The organism is [Acidovorax] ebreus TPSY, assembly GCF_000022305.1.
In the GTDB taxonomy this organism is placed as follows: domain Bacteria; phylum Pseudomonadota; class Gammaproteobacteria; order Burkholderiales; family Burkholderiaceae_C; genus Diaphorobacter; species Diaphorobacter nitroreducens.
In genome coordinates this window covers 3,528,741-3,547,853 of sequence record NC_011992.1, presented here as the reverse complement: position 1 = coordinate 3,547,853, position 19,113 = coordinate 3,528,741, and the positions used below count along the sequence as shown (strand labels likewise).

The following is a 19,113-nucleotide window of genomic DNA, read 5'->3' as shown; positions in this document are numbered from 1 at the left end:
TGAAAGCGGCGGCCGCGCCGCGCGCATGCCCCACAATCGCCGGCTTGCCGACCCTTGTGCGCGCCCGTTGCGGCGCACGCCGCCCTTCCATGCCCCATGCCGTTTCCCTGCTGCGCGCCGCGCGCCTGGCCCGCAGCGCCAAGCCGTTCCTGGCGCGCGGCGGCTCGCGCCGCGAGCGTTGCGAGGGCTGCCGCCTGCCGCTGAGCCACTGCCAGTGCGCGCTGCGCCCGCAGCCCGCGGTGCGCGCGGGTATGTGCCTGCTGATGGCGGACACCGAGCCGCTCAAGCCCAGCAACACGGGCTGGCTGATCGCCGACCTGGTGCCCGACACCCACGCGTTTGGCTGGGCGCGCACCGAGGTCGATCCCGCCTTGCTGGCGCTGCTGGCCGACCCGCAGTGGCAGCCCTACGTGGTGTTCCCGGGTGAGTTCGCCCAGGCCGCGCGCGTGGTGCAGGCCGTGGCGCCACAGGCCGACGCGGCTGCGCCCGCCGCTGCGCCGCAGGGCCCGCGCCCGCTGTTCGTGCTGCTGGACGCCACCTGGACCGAGGCGCGCAAGATGTTCCGCAAAAGCCCCTATCTGGACCGCTTCCCGGTGCTGAGCCTGCACAGCGACGAGGCCTCGCGCTACCGGCTGCGCCGCTCCAAGCGCAGCGACCATTTCTGCACCGCCGAGGTGGCGGCGCTGTGCCTGGCGCAGGCGGGCGACACGCACGCTGCCGCGTTGCTGCTGGCCTGGCTGGACGTGTTCAGCGAGCGCTACCTGCTGGCCAAGCACCAGCGCCCCGTGGACCTGGACAGCGCTGCGCACCAGCAACTGCGCGCGCTGGCCGGCCTGCAACACACTGGTTGACGCAGTTGGTTGCACTGCGGGCCGCGGCGCTGCGCACAATGCCAGGTCATTTACAGACGCCGCCATGCACCGCCGACTCGCCCTCTCGCACGCACTGACCGCCGCCCTGGCCCTGGCCGCCGGCTGCGCCAGTGCGCAGCCCAGCTACACCATCAGCACCCAGCAGCTGCAGCAGGCACTGGCCGAGCGTTTCCCGCGCAGCTACCCGCTGGGCGGGCTGCTGGACCTGCAGTTGCAGACGCCGCAACTCACGCTGCTGCCCGAGCGCAACCGCCTCAACGCCGTGCTGGACGTGGCGGCCAGCGGCGCGCTGCTGCAGGCGCGGCGATACACGGGAGCGTTCGATGTGGACTTCGGCCTGCGCTACGAACCCACCGACCGCACCATCCGCGCGCACGACCTGCATGTGAACGCGCTGCGCCTGGACGGTGTGCAGCCCTCTGCAGCCGGCATGCTGCAGCGCTACGGCCAGCAGTTGGCCGACCAGTCGCTGCGCGAGGTGGTGCTGCACCAGCTGCGCGACAAAGACCTGGCGCTGGCCGACGGCATGGGCCTGCAGCCCGAGAGCATCACCGTCACCCCGCGCGGGCTGCTGGTGCGCTTCGGCACCAAGCCGCTGTCGTGAATGCTGCGCTACCCATAGCGCTTCACGCTGGATACGCAAGCGCTGCGGGCTGTTTGGATGCAAATGCGCAGCGCGAGGGCGGCTGTCCTACGCCGTTGCGCCGCCAGCGCGGTTACAAATAGGGTTTTGCCCTTCGTTGCGCCGCGCAGCGTCTGCGCGGCCCGCCGCACCATGACCACAGCTTTGCCCGCCAGCCCGTCCAGCGTCTTTGCGTCCTCGCCCAATCCGGTGGTGGTGATCACCGGCGCCTCCAGCGGTATCGGCCACGCCACGGCGCTGGCGTTTGCGCGCCGCGGCGCGCGCCTGGTGCTGGCCGCGCGCAACCCTGACACGCTGGCCCCTGTGGCGCTGGCCTGCCGCGCCGAGGGCGGGCAGGCGCTGGGCATTCCCACCGACGTGACCGACGCCGACGCGGTGCAGGCCCTGGCCGACAAGGCGGTGCGCCACTTCGGGCGCATCGATGTGTGGATCAACGGCGTGGGCGTGGGAGCCGTGGGGCGCTTTGACGATGTGCCGCTGGCCGCGCACCGCCGCGTGATCGAGTCCAACCTGCTGGGCCACGTGCACGGCGCGCACGCGGCGCTCACGCGCTTTCGCGCGCAGGGCCACGGCCTGCTGGTGAACCTGATCTCGCTGGGCGGCTGGGTGCCCGCGCCCTACGCGGCCGCCTACACGGCCAGCAAGTTCGGCCTGCGCGGCCTGTCCGAAAGCCTGCGCGCCGAGGTGGTCGACCTGCCCCAGGTGCATGTGTGCGACGTGGCGCCCACGTTCGTCGATTCGCCGGGCCTGTCGCATGGCGCCAACTACACGGGCCGGCGCATCCGCCCGCCGCTGCCCATGGTGGACCCGCGCGCGGTGGCCCAGGCCATCGTGGACCTGGCCGATGCGGCCCAGCCGCGCGCCGTCACCTGGCTGGGCCTGGGCGCGATGCCCGGGCGTGTGGCGCATGCGCTGGCGCCGCAGGGCACGGCGCGTGCCATGCGCTGGTTCAGCGACCTGGGGCTGCGCCGGGCAGCGCCCGCGCCGCTCACCCAAGGCAATCTGTTTGCCCCCTCGCACCAGACTTCCATCGACGGCGGCCACCGTCAGCGCATGGCGGGATCGGCCACGGTGGTGGCGGTGCTCGGGGTGGTCGGCCTGGCGGTGGGCTGGTGGTGGGGGCGCGGACGGCGCTGATGCTCCTATTTGCATAGCTGTCAGCGCTTGATGGGTGGGCGCTGTAGGCCTTTTTTATGCAAAGCAGCAGCGCCCGGCGTTTTCCTACAGCCCGCGCGCGGCCGGCTGCCTACGATGGCGCTGCCGGGGCCGCACCATGTGTGGCGCGGCATCCCACCTGCCACCGCCAGGACGCCGCCATGACCTCTCGCCCCTCCCGCACCGACGCCACCGATGTCGCGCCGCCGCCGGCCGAAAGCCACCCCGCCCACACCTTCACGCTGTACGCGTCGGGCGGGCGCGTGTACGCCAGCAATGTGCGCGACAAGCTCATCGACCTGGGAGCCCTCGCACCGCAGGCGCAGGGTTGGGCCTACCAGCTGGATGGCGACGGGCGCGTGGAGGCCGAAGGCTTTGACGATGCGCGGCAAGCGCTGGCCCACATCGCCGCCAGCATCACCTTCCTGTACCTGGACGGGCAGTTCACCGCGCTGCAGGATCTGGGCGACCGCGCCCGCCCCGACGTGCGCGGGGCGCCGCAGATCCAGGTGGCGCTGGACCCGCGCGGACAGGCCCGGCCCGCCATCGGCGCGGCGGCGTAGGCGGTGCCTTTCAACCCCACGGCCCTTTGTGCGGAGAACGCGATGCAAGTCCAACCCTATCTGATGTTCGATGGCCGCTGCGAAGAGGCGCTGGCGTTCTACGCCCAGGCGCTGGGCGCGCAGACGCAGTTGCTGATGCGCTTTCGGGACAGCCCCGAGCCGCCCGCGGGCGAATGCTCCGCGTCGGCCGCCGTGCCCGGCGACAAGGTCATGCATGCGGAGCTGCGCGTGGGGGAGACGACCCTCATGGCCTCGGACGGCATGGCGGGCGGCCACCCGGTGTTCAACGGCATCTCGCTCACGCTCTCGGTGGCCAGCGAGGTGGAGGCGCGCAGCAGGTTCGACGCGCTGGCCGACGGCGGCACGGTGGTGGCGCCGATGGCCAAGACCTTCTTTTCGCCCGCGTTCGGCATGGTCAACGACCGTTTTGGCGTGTCGTGGATGGTGCTGGCGGACTCCGCGCCGGGCTGAAGGCGCGGGGCAGGTGCCGCGGGCCGGCCGGCCGTCGCCGAGGGAGCTGCGGGCCCGCGTACAGGGCGCCAGGTTGCTCATGAAAAGGTAGCTGCCAGCGCTCACCCCGACTGCCTTACGACGGTTTTTGCTCGAAGATTGGGCTGCCATCGTTCCACGCATGGGCCGCAGTGTCGCGCCGGCGCCCGCTGGGCAAATGGCCTTCCGTCCCCACATGATGCACAGTGCCTGCGCCGTGTCGCCGCGCCGGCCTTGGAAAGGAACCCCATGAACACCCGCGCCAGTCCCGTCCTGCAATCCCAGCCCCTGGGGCCGCTGTGGCCCACGCTCGATCCGTTCCTGTTCTGCGCCCACCATGACGACGCGTACCCCGCCGGCAACGGCGCCATGGGCGTGCAGGCGGTGGCGCTGGAGGGGCGCCAGATGGGCAGCGATTTCAGCCGCAAGGACGGCTTTTCGATGTACCACGGCGAGCACGTGCCCGGCTTTCCCGGCCACCCGCACCGGGGCTTCGAGACCGTCACGCTGGTGCGCAAGGGCCTGATCGACCATGCCGACTCGCTGGGCGCGGCCGCGCGCTTCGGTGGCGGCGACGTGCAGTGGGTCACCGCCGGCGCGGGCATCATGCATTCGGAGATGTTCCCGCTGCTGAACACCGACGCGCCCAACCCGCTGGAGCTGTTCCAGATCTGGCTGAACCTGCCCGCGCGCCACAAGATGGTGCAGCCGCACTTCACCATGCTGTGGAACGAACGCATCCCGCGCCTGGAGCATGCCGACGCGGCCGGCCTGCGCACCACGGTCACGGTGGTCGCCGGCGCGCTGGACGGCGCCGGTGCGCCGCTGCCGCCGCCCCCCGAGTCCTGGGCCGCGCAGGCGGACGCCGACGTCGCCATCTGGACGCTGCGCATGGAGCCCGGCGCGCATTGGACGCTGCCGGCGGCCCGCGGACAGGGCACGCGCCGCATGCTGTACTGGTTCGTGGGCGAAGGGCTCTCGATCGCCGGCGAGCCGCAGGGCGGCCATGCCGCGCTGGAGGTGGTGGCCGATCGGGCGCTGGAGCTGGTCAACACCGGCGGCGACACCGTGGAATGCCTGCTGCTGCAGGGCCGTCCCATCGGCGAGCCGGTGGTGCAGTACGGCCCGTTCGTGATGAACACCCAGCAGGAAATCATGCAGGCCATGCAGGACTTTCGCCGCACGCAGTTCGGCGGCTGGCCCTGGGACGCGAGCGACCCGGTGCACGGCAGCGCCCCCCGGCGCTTTGCGCGCCACCCGGGCAGCGCGCAGGACGAGGTGCCGCAGGCCTGAACGCCTGCGCAGCGGCCGGCCCGGCCGCCCGCGCGGCCTTGGCGTGTGCGGGACAATGGCGGCCTTGCGGTGGCGCCTGCCCGCGCCGCCGCCCTCCACGGAAACCAAGCCATGAACATCACCCAAGACACCGCCGTCACGCTCAGCTACCGCGTCACCGATCCCGCCACGGGCAAGCCGCTCGATGCCGGCAATGTGGCCTACCTGCACGGCGGCTACGAGAACATCTTCCCCAAGGTCGAGGCCGCGCTGGAAGGCCAGGCCCCGGGCCATGCCGTCACGCTGGACCTGGCGGTGGAGGACGCGTTCGGCGCGCGCGACGAGAGCCTGGTGCGCACCATCCCCAAGAGCGAGTTCCCCCCCGGCGTGAAGGTGGGCGGCCAGTTGCAGGGGCCCGGCGCCGACGGCCAGCCGCAGATGTTCCACGTGGTCAAGATCAAGGGCCCCGTGGTGCACCTGGACGGCAACCACCCGCTGGCCGGCAAGGCGCTGCGTTTTGCCTGCAAGGTGACCGAGGTGCGCGCAGCCACGGCCGAGGAGATCGCCCACCGCCATGTGCATGGCGGGCATGGGCACCACCATTGACGCTGCGTTATTGATAGCTGTCAGCGCTTGCCCATCAAGCGCTAGCGGCCATTTTGGCTAACGCCTGCGCAGCAATGCGCGGCGCAGCAGGCGCTCCGCGCGGTCGCGGATCTGCAGCGGGCTGTGGCCGGGCCGGGGCAGCACGCGCGCCCGGCTGCAGGCGGCCAGGAAGTCGTGCAGCAGCGGCGAGTCGTCCAGCGTGACGGCCGCGCTGGCGCGGAATTCCGGGTGCCACTGCGTCGCCGCGATGTAGCCGCGCCCGTGGCTCGGGTTGCGGCGTATCGCCTCGGGCACGCCGTCGGGGTAGCTCCAGGCCTCGATGTCGAAGCCGGGCGCCAGGTTCTTGATGCCCTGGTGGTGGATGCTGTTCACGGTGACGCGCGGCTGCTCCGGGTACAGCCGCGCCAGCCGCGTGCCGGGCACGATGTCCACCTCGTGGAAGTGTTGGTCGTAGGTGCTCGGGTTGCGGTGCTGCAGCGCGCCGGGGTGCTGGGTCTCGATGTCCTGGTACAGCGTGCCGCCAAAAGCCACGTTGATGAGCTGCAGCCCGCGGCACACGCCGAAGATGGGCTTGCCGGCCTGCTCGAAGGCCTCCACGACCGCCAGGTCGTACAGGTCGCGCACGCGGTCGCCCAGCCATGCGTCCTTGAGCGGCACCTCGCCGTAGCTGCCGGGCCAGACGTCCGCCCCGCCGTGCATCACCACGCCGTCGAGCCACTCGGCATAGTGCTTGAGCGTGACGTCGCCGCGCGCGGTCTCGCCCGTCGGGCAGGGCACCATCACCACCAGCGCGCCGGCCGACATGATCCAGTGCGCGATGGACTGCTCCACGTACTGCAGGGTCTTGTTGGTGAACAGCGGCCGGCCCGGGTCCGCATGCGAAAAGCACGCGGACAGGCCGATCTTCAGGCGCGGCTGGGAGGGCGTCACCGACGGCATGCGGTCGGGCTGTAGCCAGGGCGGCAGGACAGTCATCCGCTCAGTTGTAACACCGCGCTTGCCCGCACGCTGTAGGAACGAGCCGCAGAGCGCGGCTGTGCGTTTTGCTTGATGCGAATCAAGCATGCAGGCGCCTACTGGGGCATGATGAAGACGAGGGGCGCTACCGTCCGCCCCATCGACCCATCCACTTCACGAAGGAGAAAACATGCAGATCCAGGTGCATACCGACGACCACATCCAGGGCGGCGAATCGCTGGCCCGCTGGGTGCAGGAAGAAGCCACCGCCAAGCTGGCGCGCTTTCGCGAGCACGTGACGCGCGTGGAGGTGTTCCTGTCCGACGTGGACGGCGGCAAGTCCGGCGCGGCCGACAAGCGCTGCGTGATCGAGGTGCGCCCCGCTGGCCGCCAGCCTGTGGCTGCGCGTGCCGAGGCGGCCAAGGTGGCCGATGCTTTCACGGCGGCCGTGGAGAAGCTGGTGCGCGCGCTGGGCGACGACATCGAGCGCGCCAAGGACCGCAACGGCCGCGACACCATCCGCACGGCGGAGTGAGTGGGCGCTATTGATGCAATAGCTGCCAGCGCCCGACAGCAGGGCGCTGCACCATGAAAAAGGCCGCAGGAGCGTTGGCTCCTGCGGCCTTTTGCCTTCAGAAGCTGCTGCCCGGCTGCTGCAGGAAGGCGAGCTCCTCGGCCGTGCTGGCGCGGCCCAGCGCGGCGTTGCGGTGCGGATAGCGGCCAAAGCGCGCAATGATGTCCCGGTGCGCATGCGCGAAGTGCAGGCTGCCCGGGTTGCCCAGCGCGGTGAACAGGCGCACCGATTCTTCCTGCACGCGCGGCGACTCGCTGTGCATGTAGGGCATGTACAGGAAGGCGCGCTGCGCGGGCTCCAGCTGCGCGTCCAGACCCTGTGCCAAGGCCTCCTGCGCCAGCACCAGGGCCATGCCGTCCTGCGCGAAGGCGGCGGGGGTGTCGCGGTGCAGGTTGCGCGAGAACTGGTCGAGCACCAGGATTTCCGCCAGGCGGCCCTGGGCATCACCGCGCCAGTGCCACAACTCCCCCTGCGCGGCCTGCGCATGCAGCGCGGCGAAGCGGGTGCGGATGGCGGCGTCGAACGCGGCGTCCTTGGCGAACCATTGCTGCGGCGTGGCCTCGTCGAACCAAAAGCGCAGCACATCGGCGGCGGTGGGGAGGGCGGGAGAGGTGGTCATGCCGCAAGTATGGGGTGCCGGCCGTGGATGTGCTTTGCTATTGAATAAATAGCTGCCTGCGCTTGATGGGTAAGCGCTGGAGGCGTATTTGACATAAAAAACGCGCCCGAAGGCGCGTTCTCTGTGAGCGGCGGAGGCTGCGGCTTACTTGCCGGCCATCACGCGCACCATCTCCAGGCACTTGTTGGAGTAGCCCCACTCGTTGTCGTACCAGGCCACGACCTTCACGAAGGTCTTGTCCAGGGCGATGCCGGCGTCGGCGTCGAACACCGAGGTGCAGGTCTCGCCCACGAAGTCGGTGGCCACCACCTTGTCCTCGGTGTAGCCCAGCACGCCCTTGAGTGCACCCTGCGACTGGGCCTTCATCTCGGCCTTGATCTCGTCGTAGCTGGCTTCCTTCTCCAGCTCCACCGTCAGGTCCACCACCGACACGTCGGAAGTGGGCACGCGGAAGGACATGCCGGTCAGCTTCTTGTTCAGCTCGGGGATCACCACGCCCACGGCCTTGGCGGCGCCGGTGCTGCTGGGGATGATGTTTTCCAGAATGCCGCGGCCGCCGCGCCAGTCCTTGTTGCTCGGGCCGTCCACGGTCTTTTGCGTGGCGGTGGCGGCGTGCACGGTGGTCATCAGGCCGCGCTTGATGCCCCACTTGTCATGCAGCACCTTGGCCACGGGGGCCAGGCAGTTGGTGGTGCAGGACGCGTTGGAGATGATGGCCTGGCCGGCGTAGGTGGCGTGGTTCACGCCGAACACGAACATGGGCGTGTCGTCCTTGGACGGGGCCGACATCAGCACCTTCTTGGCGCCGGCAGCGATGTGCTTCTCGGCGCTGGCCTTGTCCAGGAACAGGCCGGTGGACTCGATCACGATGTCGGCGCCGACTTCGTTCCACTTCAGGTTGGCGGGGTCGCGCTCCTGCGTCAGGCGGATCTTCTTGCCGTTGACGATCAGCGTGTTGCCCTCGACCGAAACCTCGCCCTTGAAGCGGCCATGCACGCTGTCATAGCGCAGCATGTACGCGAGGTACTCGGGCTCCAGCAGGTCGTTGATGCCAACGACTTCGATGTCGGAGAAGTTCTGCACGGCCGAGCGCAGTACGTTGCGGCCGATGCGGCCGAAGCCGTTGATGCCAATCTTGATCGTCATGGTGTGAGCCTCTAGGGATGGAAGGATTGCAAAAAAACGAGAACCGGGAGGGATCAGCGCGCGCGCTGCAGCGCGGCCAGCACCGTGTCAGCGACGTTCTCGGCCGTGAAGCCGAAGTGCTTGAACAGCACGCCGGCCGGGGCCGACTCGCCATAGGTGTCGATGCCGACCACCGCGGCGCAGCCGTACTTCCACCAGAAGTCGGACACGCCCATCTCGACGGCGATGCGCGGGATGCCGGCGGGCAGCACCAGTTGCTTGTACTTGGTGTCCTCGCGGTCGAAGGTGGTGGTGCTGGGCATGGAGACCACGCGCACGGCGATCTTCTTGGCGGCCAGCAGTTGCTGCGCGGCCAGGGCCAGCTGCACCTCGGAGCCGGTGGCGATGATCACGGCCTGGGCCTTCTTCTTCAGACCCACGGCGGCGGGCTCGGAGAGAATGTAGGCGCCGCGCGAGATGTCGCCCAGGTCGCTCTTGGGCGCGTAGGGCAGGTTCTGGCGGGACAGCAGCAGCGCGGTGGGCTTGTCGCGGTTGGACAGGGCCACGCTCCAGGCCACGGCGGTCTCGGCCGTGTCGGCGGGGCGCCACACGTCCAGGCCGGGGATCAGGCGCAGGCTGGCGGCGTGCTCGATCGACTGGTGCGTGGGGCCGTCCTCGCCCAGGCCGATGGAGTCGTGGGTGAACACGTGGATCACGCGCTGCTTCATCAGCGCGGCCATGCGGATGGCGTTGCGGCTGTAGTCGCTGAATGTGAGGAAGGTGCCGCCGTAGGGGATGAAACCGCCGTGCAGCGCCAGGCCGTTCATGATGGCCGCCATGCCGAACTCGCGCACGCCGTAGTTGATGTGGCGGCCCACCTGGCCGGCCTCGGTCTTGGCCACGGCGCCGTTGGGCTCGATGCGCAGCGCGGGCGTGCTCTTGGTGTTGGTGAGGTTGGAGCCGGTCAGGTCGGCGCTGCCGCCCAGCAGTTCGGGCAGTGCGGCGGTGAAGGCTTCCAGTGCGATCTGGCTGGCCTTGCGGCTGGCCACGGTCTCGGCCTTGGTGTGCGCGGCCACCACGGTGTCCACCGCCACCTGGGCGAAGTGCTTGGGCAGGTCGCCAGCCATGCGGCGGGACAGCTCGAATGCCAGCTCGGGGTAGGCGGCCTCGTAGGCGGCAAAGCGCAGCGTCCACTCGGCTTCGGCGGCCTGGCCGGCCGCCTTGGCATCCCAGTCGGCGTACACCGACTCGGGGATCGCGAAGGGCTCGTGCGTCCAGCCCAGGGCAGCGCGCGTGAGGTTGATTTCCTCGGCGCCCAGGGGCTCGCCATGGGCCTTGGCCGTGTTGGCGCGGTTGGGGCTGCCCTTGCCGATGACGGTCTTGCAGACGATCAGCGTGGGCTTGTCGGCGCTGGCCTTGGCTTGGCCGATGGCGGCGGCCACAGCTTCCACGTCATGCCCGTCCACGGCGTCGATCACGTTCCAGCCGCAGGCCATGAAGCGCTGCGGGGTGTTGTCGATGAACCAGGGCGCCACCTGGCCGTCGATGCTGATGCCGTTGTCGTCGTACAGCGCGATGAGCTTGTTGAGCTTCCACGCGCCGGCGAGAGCCACGGCCTCATGGCTGATGCCTTCCATCAGGCAGCCGTCGCCCAGGAACACGTAGGTGTGGTGGTCCACCACGGCGTGGCCTTCGCGGTTGAACTCGGCGGCCAGCAGCTTCTCGGCCAGCGCAAAGCCCACGGCGTTGGTCACGCCCTGGCCCAGCGGGCCGGTGGTGGTCTCCACGCCGGGGGTGATGCCGTGCTCGGGGTGGCCGGGGGTCTTGCTGTGCAGCTGGCGGAAGTTCTTCAGCTCCTGCAGGGGCAGGTCGTAGCCCGTGAGGTGCAGCAGCGAGTACAGCAGCATCGACGCGTGGCCGTTGGACAGCACGAAACGGTCGCGGTCCATCCACTGGGGGTTGGTGGGGTTGTGCTTCAGGTGCCGGCCCCACAACGCCACGGCCATGTCGGCCATGCCCATGGGGGCGCCGGGGTGGCCGGAGTTGGCTTGTTGAACGGCATCCATTGCGAGTGCGCGGATCGCATTCGCCATTTGTTGAGAGTTGGCCATGAGGGGTGGCTCCGCAGAGGGGGCGGTGTTCTTGTGAAGAAACCCGGGATTTTACCGGGGGCCCCGCAGCCTGGGCGGCGCGGAGGCTGATGGGCTGGTTGGCGGGGCGGCTGGCTGGCCTGTTGCACGGTTGCGCGGGGCGCATGCACTACAGTGCGCAGCCATGCCCACGGTGCCTTCCTGCTTCGCAGATTCCTCCATCACGACGGCCCCCGGCCCGGCGCACGGCTGGGCGCAAGTGCCGGCCCTGCTGCTCGCCGCCGGCCGCGGCGAGCGCATGCGCCCGCTGACCGACGCCTGCCCCAAGCCATTGCTCGAAGTGCGCGGTCGGCCGCTGCTGGAGTGGCACCTGCGTGCGTTGGTCGAAGCGGGTGTCGAGCGCGCCGTGATCAACACCGCGTGGCTGGGCGAGCAGATTGGCCACCGGTTTTCAGATGTTTTTGCCGTCGAAGGCAAGCGGGACAAGCGCGAGCAGCTATCAATTTCATACTCCCATGAAGGCCGGGATTTCGGTCGCGCGCTGGAGACGGCCGGCGGTATCGCACGCGCGCTGCCGCAGCTGGGGCCGGTGTTCTGGCTGGCGGCGGGCGATGTGTTCGCGCCCGACTTCACCTTCAAGGCGCAGGCCGTGCAGCGGTTCGTGGCCGGCGATGCCCTGGCCCATCTGTGGCTCGTGCCCAACCCGCCGCACCACCCGCGCGGCGACTTCGGCCTGTCGCCCGAGGGGTTGGCGCTGAATCTGCCGGCGCAGGACCCGCGGCCGCGCTACACCTACAGCACCATCGCCCTGCTGCGCGCCGAGCTGTTCACCGCGCCCTGGTGCGACATCGCACCCGGCAACCCCGAGGGTGTGGCCGCGCCCCTGGCGCCGCTGCTGCGCCGCGCCATGGATGCGGGGCGGGTGACGGCGACGCTCCATACCGGGCGCTGGACCGATGTGGGTACGCCCGAGCGGCTCGCTGAGCTGAACGCCGGCTGAGGCAGCGTCCGTCGGCTATCGGCTCAGGCGCCTGGCGCGGATGCGGGGGCCGAGGCAGCGCCCGACGCGGGCTCGGAGGGGTCTGATGCCGGCTCGGCGGGCGGCGGCGGAGGCAGCAACTCGGGCGCGGGCGCCAGCGCGGTGGCCGATGCGGGATGGGCGGGCTGCACATCGATGGCCGGGCCGTTCTCGCAGTTGCGGAACTGCCACTGGCTGGGCAGAAAGCGGGCCTGCGGCCCGTCGGGTGCGGGCTTGCCCACTTCGGCCTGCACGTCGTAGGGAATGTGCGGCACCTGGAACAGGGCGATCTGGCCCTGGCGGCACAGCAGCGCGGGTACCACCTTGTTCAGCTCCCATTCCTTGGTGTCGGTGTTGTAGCGGTACAGCGGGCCAATACGCTGGTCCTGGGCCAGTTCTACGCGCATCGGCAGCACCTGCATCGCCTGGGCCCAAACGCCGGCCACGAGCACGGGCTGCGGAAAGCGCACCGCCTCTAGGCCGCGCAGGGACACGGGCTGCACCGGCGCGCCGTTGTCGAAGGGGTCCAGCCGGTTGATCAGGCTGCCCGCGGGAATCACCAGTTCGCCGTACTGCACGTCGTGCGGCAGCACGAAGCGTTCGCGGTGGGTGCGATGCACGGCGCTGTCCTGGCGCGTCTGCTGCGCGCGACCCGACAGGTACAGTCGCAGGCCCAGCCAGGCATCGCACACCACGGCCACGGCGCACAGGGCGACCAGCACGCGCCGGTCCAGCCGCGGCTTGTTGGGAACATCGATATACCGCGCATAGAACGCGTAGGAAAGCAGGGCCACGGTCAGCACCAGGCCCAGCAGGGGGATGAGGGTGGTCAGCAGGAAGGACATGCGGCGAGTCTGCCACGGCGCCTGGGCGCTGCCGCGCGCGCCGGCCGTTGGGCCCACAATGGCAGCATGACCACGCCCAGCTCCCTCTACGCGCAGCGTCGCGCCCGCCTTGCCGCCCAGTTGGGCGCGGGCGGCATCGCCATCGTGCCCACCGCCCCGCTGCAGCAGCGCAACCGCGACAGCGAGTTTCTCTACCGCCACGACAGCTACTTCTACTACCTCACGGGCTTTGCCGAGCCGGGCGCGTGGCTGGTGCTGACCGCGGAAGGCCACAGCACGCTGTTTTGCCAGCCCAAGGACCTGGAGCGCGAGATCTGGGATGGCTACCGCCTGGGGCCCGAGGCGGCCCTGGCCACCCTGGGCGTGGACGCCGCGCACTCCGTGGCCGATATCGACGCGCGCCTGCCGCGCCTGCTGGAAAACCGCGGCAGCGTCTGGTTCCCCTTCGCCACCCACCCAGGACTGGCTGCGCGTGTGGAAGGCTGGCTGAACCAGGTGCGCGCACGCGTGCGGTACGGTGCGCTGTGTCCTGCGCAGCAGGGCGACCTGTGCACGCTGCTCGACGAGATGCGCCTGATCAAGGACGCGCATGAGCAGGACCTGATGCGCCGCGCCGCCGCCATCAGCGCCCGCGCCCATGTGCGCGCCATGCAAAGAAGCGCCCGCATGCTGCGCGCCGGCCAGGACGTGCGCGAATACCACCTGGATGCGGAGCTGCTGCACGCGTTCCGCGAAGAGGGCTCGCAGTGTCCGGCGTATGGTTCCATCGTGGCCGCGGGGGCCAACGCCTGCGTGCTGCACTACCGCGCCGATGCCGCGCCGGTGCGTGCGGGCGAGCTGGTGCTGATCGACGCGGGCTGCGAGCTGGACGGCTACGCCTCGGACATCACGCGCACCTTTCCGGCCGATGGCCGTTTCACCGGCCCGCAGCGCGCGCTGTACGACCTGGTGCTGGAGAGCCAAAAGGCGGCCATCGCCGCCACGCGTGCAGGCAACCGCTTCAACGACCCGCACGACGCCACGGTGGCCGTGCTGGCGCAGGGCTTGCTGGACTTGGGCCTGCTGGACGCCAACAAGGTCGGCAGCGTGCAGGACGTGATCGCGAGCCGTGCGTACTTCCAGTTCTACATGCACCGCACCGGCCACTGGCTGGGCATGGATGTGCACGATTGCGGCAGCTACGTCGAGCCCTCAGAAGTGGGCCAGGTGAGCGAGCGGCGCGACCCGCTGTCGGGCGAGCTGATCCAGAACCGCCCCAGCCGCATCCTGCGCCCGGGCATGGTGCTGACCATCGAGCCCGGCTTGTACGTGCGCCCCGCGCCGGGCGTGCCCGAGGACTTCCACCACATCGGCATCCGCATCGAGGACGACGCCATCGTCACCGAGACCGGCTGCGAACTGATCACCCGCGGGGTGCCCGTGGAGGGCGACGAGATCGAGGCGCTGATACGCGGCTGAGCGGGTGTTTTCAGGAACCGCGATGTAACTGATTTTGTGCAAAAATCGAAACTCGATTACATCCACGGAAAAGAGACACCCCCATGCAGATCCGCCGCGCCACCAAGATCGTTGCCACCCTGGGCCCCGCCTCCAGCGACCCGCAACTGCTGGAGCAGATGATCGCGGCGGGCGTGAACGTGGTGCGCCTGAACTTCAGCCACGGCAAGGCGCAGGACCATGTGGAGCGCGCCGCCATGGTGCGCGAGGCCGCCCAGCGCGCCGGGCGCGAGGTCGCCATCATGGCCGACCTGCAGGGGCCGAAGATTCGCGTGGGCAAGTTTGCCGAAGGACGGGTGATGCTGGAGCCGGGCCTGCCTTTCGTGCTGGACGCGTCGCGCAGCGAGCCCGGCGACCTGCAGGGCGTGGGCCTGGACTACAAGGAACTTCCCCGCGACGTGAAGCCCGGCGACGTGCTGCTGCTGAACGACGGCCTCATCGTGCTGCAGGTGGATGCCGTGCGCGGCGAGGCCGTGTACACCACCGTGAAGATCGGCGGCGAGCTGTCCAACAACAAGGGCATCAACAAGCAGGGGGGAGGCCTCACGGCGCCCGCCCTCACGGCCAAGGACATGGAGGACATCAAGACCGCCATGAGCTTCCAGGCCGACTATGTGGCCGTGAGCTTCCCCAAGAACGCCACCGACATGGAGATGGCGCGCCAGCTGTGCAACGTGGCCGCGGCCGAGTTCCGCCACAAGCCCGGCCTGATCGCGAAGATCGAGCGTGCAGAGGCCGTGCCGCTGCTGGAGGAGATCCTGCGCGTGTCCGACGGCATCATGGTGGCGCGCGGCGACCTGGCCGTGGAGGTGGGCAACGCCGCGGTGCCCGCGCTGCAGAAAAAGATGATCCGCATGGCGCGCGACATGGACAAAGTAGTGATCACCGCGACCCAGATGATGGAGAGCATGATCGCCAACCCCGTGCCCACCCGCGCCGAAGTGAGCGACGTGGCCAACGCCGTGCTGGACGGCACCGACGCCGTGATGCTCAGCGCCGAGACGGCTGCCGGCAAGTACCCGCTGGACACGGTGCGGGAGATGGCCACCATCTGCGCCGCCGCGGAAGCGGCCGAAGACCTGGAGCGCGACTCCGACTTCATCGGCCAGACCCTGGGCCGCATCGACCAGTCCATCGCCATGGGCGCGCTGTTCACGGCGCACCACCTGGGTGCCAAGGCCATCGTGGCGATGACCGACAGCGGCTCCACGGCACTGTGGATGAGCCGCCACCGCATCCACATTCCCATCTATGCATTGACGCCGAAGGTGGCCACGCAGCGGCGCATGGCGATGTTCCGCAACGTGCGCCCGTTGCTCATGGACACCAGCGCCGACCGCGACACTGCGCTGGACCAGGCCGAGAGCCACCTGAAGATGCGCAACATCGTGCAACAGGGCGACCTGTACGTGATCACCTGCGGCGAGCCCATGGGCGCACCCGGCGGCACGAACATGCTCAAGATCTGCCGCGCACGATGAAAGCGCGGTAGCGCATCCTTTCACCCCGTGAACGCAGACGGGGCGATGGGGGGTATTGGGGGCATGGGTCCAGGAAGCGGTAGGGCGGCTAAAATTACGGGTTACCAAGCGGTTACCGCCGCTCATCCATCAACCCTCGAACGGATCCACCCCATGCCTCTCGTCTCGATGCGCGAACTGCTCGACCATGCCGCCGACCACGGCTATGGCATTCCCGCCTTCAACGTCAACAACCTGGAGCAGGTGCAGGCCGTGATGGCCGCTGCCGACGAGGTGGGCGCGCCGGTGATCCTGCAAGCCAGCGCCGGCGCCCGCAAGTACGCCGGCGAGAGCTTTATCAAGCACCTGATCGCCGCCGCTGCCGAGGCGTATCCGCACATCCCCCTGGTCATGCACCAGGACCATGGCACCAGCCCCGCCATCTGCAAGGGCGCGCTGGAGCTGGGCTTCGGCTCGGTGATGATGGACGGCTCGCTGCGCGAAGACGGCAAGACCCCCGCAGACTTCGACTACAACGTGCGCGTCACCCAGGAAGTGGTGGCCATGGCGCACAAGATCGGCGCTACCGTCGAAGGCGAACTGGGCTGCCTGGGCAGCCTGGAGACCGGCGAGGCGGGTGAGGAAGACGGCGTCGGCGCGGCTGGCAAGCTCAGCCACGCCCAGCTGCTCACGGACCCCGAGGAGGCTGCGCAGTTCGTCAAGGCCACGCAACTGGACGCCCTGGCGATCGCCATCGGTACCAGCCATGGGGCCTACAAGTTCTCTCGCCCGCCCACGGGCGATGTGCTGTCGATCCAGCGCGTCAAGGAAATCCACGCGCGCATTCCCAACACCCACCTGGTGATGCATGGCTCGTCCAGCGTGCCGCAGGATCTGCTGGCCCTCATCAACCAGTTTGGCGGCAAGATGAAGGAAACCTACGGCGTGCCCGTGGCCGAGATCCAGGAAGCCATCAAGCACGGCGTGCGCAAGATCAACATCGACACCGATATCCGCTTGGCCATGACCGGGGCGGTGCGCAAGTTCCAAGCCGAGAACCCGGACAAATTCGACATGCGCGAGTGGATGAAGCCCGCGCGCGAAGCCGCCAAGGCCATCTGCAAGCAACGCTACCTGGAGTTTGGCTGCGAGGGTCAGGGCGCGAAGGTGAAGGGCTATACCCTCAGCGAAATGGCTGCCAAATACGCCAGCGGCGCGCTGCAGCAGGTCGTGAACTGACGCAATAAAGCGCGCGGCGGAGCCGTCTGCCGCCCACGCTTTCCCAAGCCCGGCGCCCCATGGCCGCCGGGCTTTTTCTTTGGCCCCGCTCCGTGCCATGTCGCGCGTGCGTCGAAGGTGTGAAATTCTTCATGTAAGCTCACGGTAAGTAGAAATACGCAATGCTGCGTGGACCAACGCCGTAGGGCGCTCGCGTGCAGGAGGAGATGACATGCTGATAGGTGTGCCCGCCGAAACTCTGGCAGGCGAGACGCGGGTGGCCGCCACGCCAGAAACCGTCAAGAAACTCGTGGCCCAAGGCCACACGGTGCGGGTGCAGTCAGGCGCCGGCGGTTGCGCCAGCGTCACCGATGCCGGCTTTGCCGCCGTGGGAGCCGAGATCACCGACGCGGCCGGCGCCTGGGGCTGCGACCTGGTGCTCAAGGTGCGCGCGCCGCAAGAGTCCGAAGCCGGCCTGCTGCGCCCGGGCAGTACCTTGGTCGGCATGCTGAATCCGTTCGACGCCACTGGTCTGCACCGCCTGGCCGCTGCCGGCGTCACCGCCTATGCACTGGAAGCCGCGCCGCGCACCACGCGCGCGCAGAGCATGGACGTACTCTCCTCGCAGGCCAACATCGCCGGCTACAAGGCCGTGGTGATGGCCGCTGATCGCTACCAGCGCTTCTTTCCCATGCTCATGACTGCGGCGGGCACCGTGAAGGCGGCCCGCGTGGTCATCCTGGGCGTGGGCGTGGCGGGCCTCCAGGCGATTGCCACGGCCAAGCGCCTGGGCGCGGTGATCGAGGCCAGCGATGTGCGCCCCAGCGTCAAGGAGCAGGTGGAGTCGCTGGGCGCGAAGTTCATCGACGTGCCCTACGAAACCGCCGAGGAGAAAGAAGCTGCCGAGGGCGTGGGCGGTTACGCCCGCCCCATGCCGCAAAGCTGGCTGGACCGCCAGAAGGCCGAGGTTGCCAAGCGTGTCGCGCAGGCCGACGTGGTCATCACCACGGCGCTGATCCCCGGCCGCGCCGCGCCGGTGCTGGTCACGCAGGAGATGGTGGAGTCCATGAAGCCCGGCTCCGTCATCGTGGACCTGGCGGCCGCGCAGGGGGGCAACTGCCCGCTGACCCAGCCGGGTCAGACCGTCGTGCACCACGGCGTGACCCTGGTCGGCGAGACCAACCTGCCCGCGCTCGTGGCGGCTGATGCCTCCGCGCTGTACGCGCGCAACGTGCTCGACTTTCTCAAACTCATCATCAACCCCGAGGGCGCCCTGCACCTCAACCGCGATGACGACATCGTGGTGGCCTGCTTGGTGGCGCATGAGGGGGCCGTCACGCGTGCGTGACCCTGTTCTGCCCGCAACCTTGGAGTGACTTTCTTGCGTCTTCGTTGGAACCCCTTTGTCCCCGCCATCGCGGCCCTGCTGTCGCTCGTTGCATGCGCGCCAGCGCAGCCGGACCTCGTACGGGTGGGCCGTGCCGAACTGCAGTTGCCTGCGGGCACCTGGCAGCCTTTGGGCGGCGACGCCGAACAGTTTGACGTCCGCCCCGATGACACCGCGCACGATCTGCCCATGCAGACCCGCGCAGTGGCCCTGCGCGGCCGGGCCAAGGAACCGCTGGCGGTTCTGGTGGTGCAGACCAATGCCAGCAACCACCCGCGCGACACCACGCTGTGGACCGCGGCCTGCCTGCCGCAAAAGGGCGTGCAGGTGGAAGACGCGGCGCGCGGCAGTCCGGTGCGCATCGACTGCCTGCGCTACAAGCGCAGCGCGGGCACCGACGGCTACCTGGCCAGCGCGCGTCCGGCGCTTGCCCAGTGGCTGACGCAGCAGCAGGCCGTGCCAGCCAACCCGTATTCCCACGTCTCGTACCGCTACTCCACCCCCGAAGGTGGCTATGTGTCCGTGGATGTGCTGGCCGATCGGCGGTTGCTGCGGCCTACCGTGCGCAACAACGAGGAGTTCCTGCGTGCCGGTCGTCCCGCGCAGGAATGGATGGAGCAGCTCGCCCAAGCGGCCCGCCAGAGCATCACCATGCTGGATGGCCGTTTCGTGGTGCCCCCGTTCCCCCAGGCCTTGCCCGAATAGCTGTCAATTGGGGCCGTG

Annotated in this window: 19 protein-coding genes; 14 read left to right on the top strand and 5 right to left on the bottom strand. The window is 69.4% G+C overall.

Annotated elements, in window-relative coordinates:
- Positions 1 to 89 precede the first annotated feature (89 nt).
- The 7 genes from DTPSY_RS16670 to DTPSY_RS16640 all read left to right on the top strand — a co-directional run bounded on the left by DTPSY_RS16670 (position 90) and on the right by DTPSY_RS16640 (position 5,600).
- Positions 90 to 851: a tRNA-uridine aminocarboxypropyltransferase gene (locus DTPSY_RS16670; protein WP_041838910.1), complete on the top strand. Its 762-nt coding sequence runs from the start codon at positions 90 to 92 to the stop codon at positions 849 to 851.
- Positions 852 to 915: 64 nt separating this feature from the next.
- Positions 916 to 1,476 carry a hypothetical protein gene (locus DTPSY_RS16665; RefSeq protein ID WP_011807054.1) on the top strand — a complete coding sequence of 187 codons (561 nt, stop codon included), beginning with the start codon at positions 916 to 918 and terminating at the stop codon, positions 1,474 to 1,476.
- 171 nt (positions 1,477 to 1,647) lie between these two features.
- Positions 1,648 to 2,652 carry an SDR family oxidoreductase gene (locus DTPSY_RS16660; protein WP_015914548.1) on the top strand — a complete coding sequence of 335 codons (1,005 nt, stop codon included), beginning with the start codon at positions 1,648 to 1,650 and terminating at the stop codon, positions 2,650 to 2,652.
- Between the two features lie 179 nt (positions 2,653 to 2,831).
- Positions 2,832 to 3,233, top strand: a complete 402-nt coding sequence (locus DTPSY_RS16655; protein WP_015914547.1) for a hypothetical protein — start codon at positions 2,832 to 2,834, stop codon at positions 3,231 to 3,233.
- A 42-nt stretch (positions 3,234 to 3,275) separates the two neighbouring features.
- Complete coding sequence (locus DTPSY_RS16650) at positions 3,276 to 3,704, top strand: VOC family protein (protein ID WP_011807051.1); 429 nt, start codon at positions 3,276 to 3,278, stop codon at positions 3,702 to 3,704.
- Positions 3,705 to 3,971: 267 nt separating this feature from the next.
- The gene (locus tag DTPSY_RS16645) at positions 3,972 to 5,015 is read left to right on the top strand and encodes a pirin family protein (RefSeq protein ID WP_015914546.1); all 1,044 of its coding nucleotides are present in this window, start codon (positions 3,972 to 3,974) and stop codon (positions 5,013 to 5,015) included.
- Positions 5,016 to 5,126: 111 nt separating this feature from the next.
- Entirely contained in the window at positions 5,127 to 5,600 is a 474-nt protein-coding gene (locus tag DTPSY_RS16640; RefSeq protein WP_011807049.1) for an FKBP-type peptidyl-prolyl cis-trans isomerase, read from the top strand.
- Positions 5,601 to 5,657: 57 nt separating this feature from the next.
- Here DTPSY_RS16640 and DTPSY_RS16635 read toward each other — a convergent pair whose 3' ends face one another.
- Positions 5,658 to 6,575 (bottom strand): gamma-glutamyl-gamma-aminobutyrate hydrolase family protein, encoded by a 918-nt coding sequence (locus tag DTPSY_RS16635; protein ID WP_011807048.1) that lies wholly within the window; start codon positions 6,573 to 6,575, stop codon positions 5,658 to 5,660.
- Positions 6,576 to 6,747: 172 nt separating this feature from the next.
- On the opposite strand from DTPSY_RS16635, the gene DTPSY_RS16630 reads away from it, so the two are divergent.
- On the top strand, positions 6,748 to 7,092 hold the full coding sequence (locus tag DTPSY_RS16630; RefSeq protein WP_015914545.1) for an HPF/RaiA family ribosome-associated protein: 345 nt from the start codon (positions 6,748 to 6,750) through the stop codon (positions 7,090 to 7,092).
- A 97-nt stretch (positions 7,093 to 7,189) separates the two neighbouring features.
- On the opposite strand, the gene DTPSY_RS16625 is transcribed toward DTPSY_RS16630, so the two are convergent.
- The 3 genes from DTPSY_RS16625 to tkt all read right to left on the bottom strand — a co-directional run bounded on the left by DTPSY_RS16625 (position 7,190) and on the right by tkt (position 10,986).
- Positions 7,190 to 7,750, bottom strand: coding sequence for a DUF924 family protein (locus tag DTPSY_RS16625; protein WP_015914544.1), 561 nt, complete (start codon positions 7,748 to 7,750; stop codon positions 7,190 to 7,192).
- 144 nt (positions 7,751 to 7,894) lie between these two features.
- A complete protein-coding gene (gene gap, locus DTPSY_RS16620; RefSeq protein ID WP_015914543.1) occupies positions 7,895 to 8,896 on the bottom strand; it encodes a type I glyceraldehyde-3-phosphate dehydrogenase in 1,002 nt (333 codons plus the stop codon).
- A 53-nt stretch (positions 8,897 to 8,949) separates the two neighbouring features.
- Positions 8,950 to 10,986, bottom strand: a complete 2,037-nt coding sequence (gene tkt, locus DTPSY_RS16615; RefSeq protein WP_015914542.1) for a transketolase — start codon at positions 10,984 to 10,986, stop codon at positions 8,950 to 8,952.
- Between the two features lie 163 nt (positions 10,987 to 11,149).
- Here tkt and DTPSY_RS16610 point away from each other — a divergent pair, with 163 nt between their 5' ends.
- Positions 11,150 to 11,965 (top strand): nucleotidyltransferase family protein, encoded by an 816-nt coding sequence (locus tag DTPSY_RS16610; RefSeq protein ID WP_015914541.1) that lies wholly within the window; start codon positions 11,150 to 11,152, stop codon positions 11,963 to 11,965.
- Positions 11,966 to 11,988: 23 nt separating this feature from the next.
- Here DTPSY_RS16610 and DTPSY_RS16605 read toward each other — a convergent pair whose 3' ends face one another.
- Positions 11,989 to 12,828, bottom strand: coding sequence for a hypothetical protein (locus DTPSY_RS16605; RefSeq protein WP_015914540.1), 840 nt, complete (start codon positions 12,826 to 12,828; stop codon positions 11,989 to 11,991).
- Positions 12,829 to 12,894: 66 nt separating this feature from the next.
- On the opposite strand from DTPSY_RS16605, the gene DTPSY_RS16600 reads away from it, so the two are divergent.
- The 5 genes from DTPSY_RS16600 to DTPSY_RS16580 all read left to right on the top strand — a co-directional run bounded on the left by DTPSY_RS16600 (position 12,895) and on the right by DTPSY_RS16580 (position 19,095).
- Entirely contained in the window at positions 12,895 to 14,286 is a 1,392-nt protein-coding gene (locus DTPSY_RS16600) for an aminopeptidase P N-terminal domain-containing protein (protein WP_015914539.1), read from the top strand.
- Positions 14,287 to 14,369: 83 nt separating this feature from the next.
- On the top strand, positions 14,370 to 15,806 hold the full coding sequence (gene pyk / locus DTPSY_RS16595) for a pyruvate kinase (protein ID WP_015914538.1): 1,437 nt from the start codon (positions 14,370 to 14,372) through the stop codon (positions 15,804 to 15,806).
- Positions 15,807 to 15,959: 153 nt separating this feature from the next.
- A complete protein-coding gene (fba, locus tag DTPSY_RS16590; RefSeq protein WP_015914537.1) occupies positions 15,960 to 17,024 on the top strand; it encodes a class II fructose-bisphosphate aldolase in 1,065 nt (354 codons plus the stop codon).
- A gap of 211 nt (positions 17,025 to 17,235) precedes the next feature.
- The gene (locus DTPSY_RS16585; protein WP_015914536.1) at positions 17,236 to 18,351 is read left to right on the top strand and encodes a Re/Si-specific NAD(P)(+) transhydrogenase subunit alpha; all 1,116 of its coding nucleotides are present in this window, start codon (positions 17,236 to 17,238) and stop codon (positions 18,349 to 18,351) included.
- A gap of 24 nt (positions 18,352 to 18,375) precedes the next feature.
- Positions 18,376 to 19,095 carry a hypothetical protein gene (locus tag DTPSY_RS16580; RefSeq protein ID WP_238526549.1) on the top strand — a complete coding sequence of 240 codons (720 nt, stop codon included), beginning with the start codon at positions 18,376 to 18,378 and terminating at the stop codon, positions 19,093 to 19,095.
- Positions 19,096 to 19,113 lie beyond the last annotated feature (18 nt).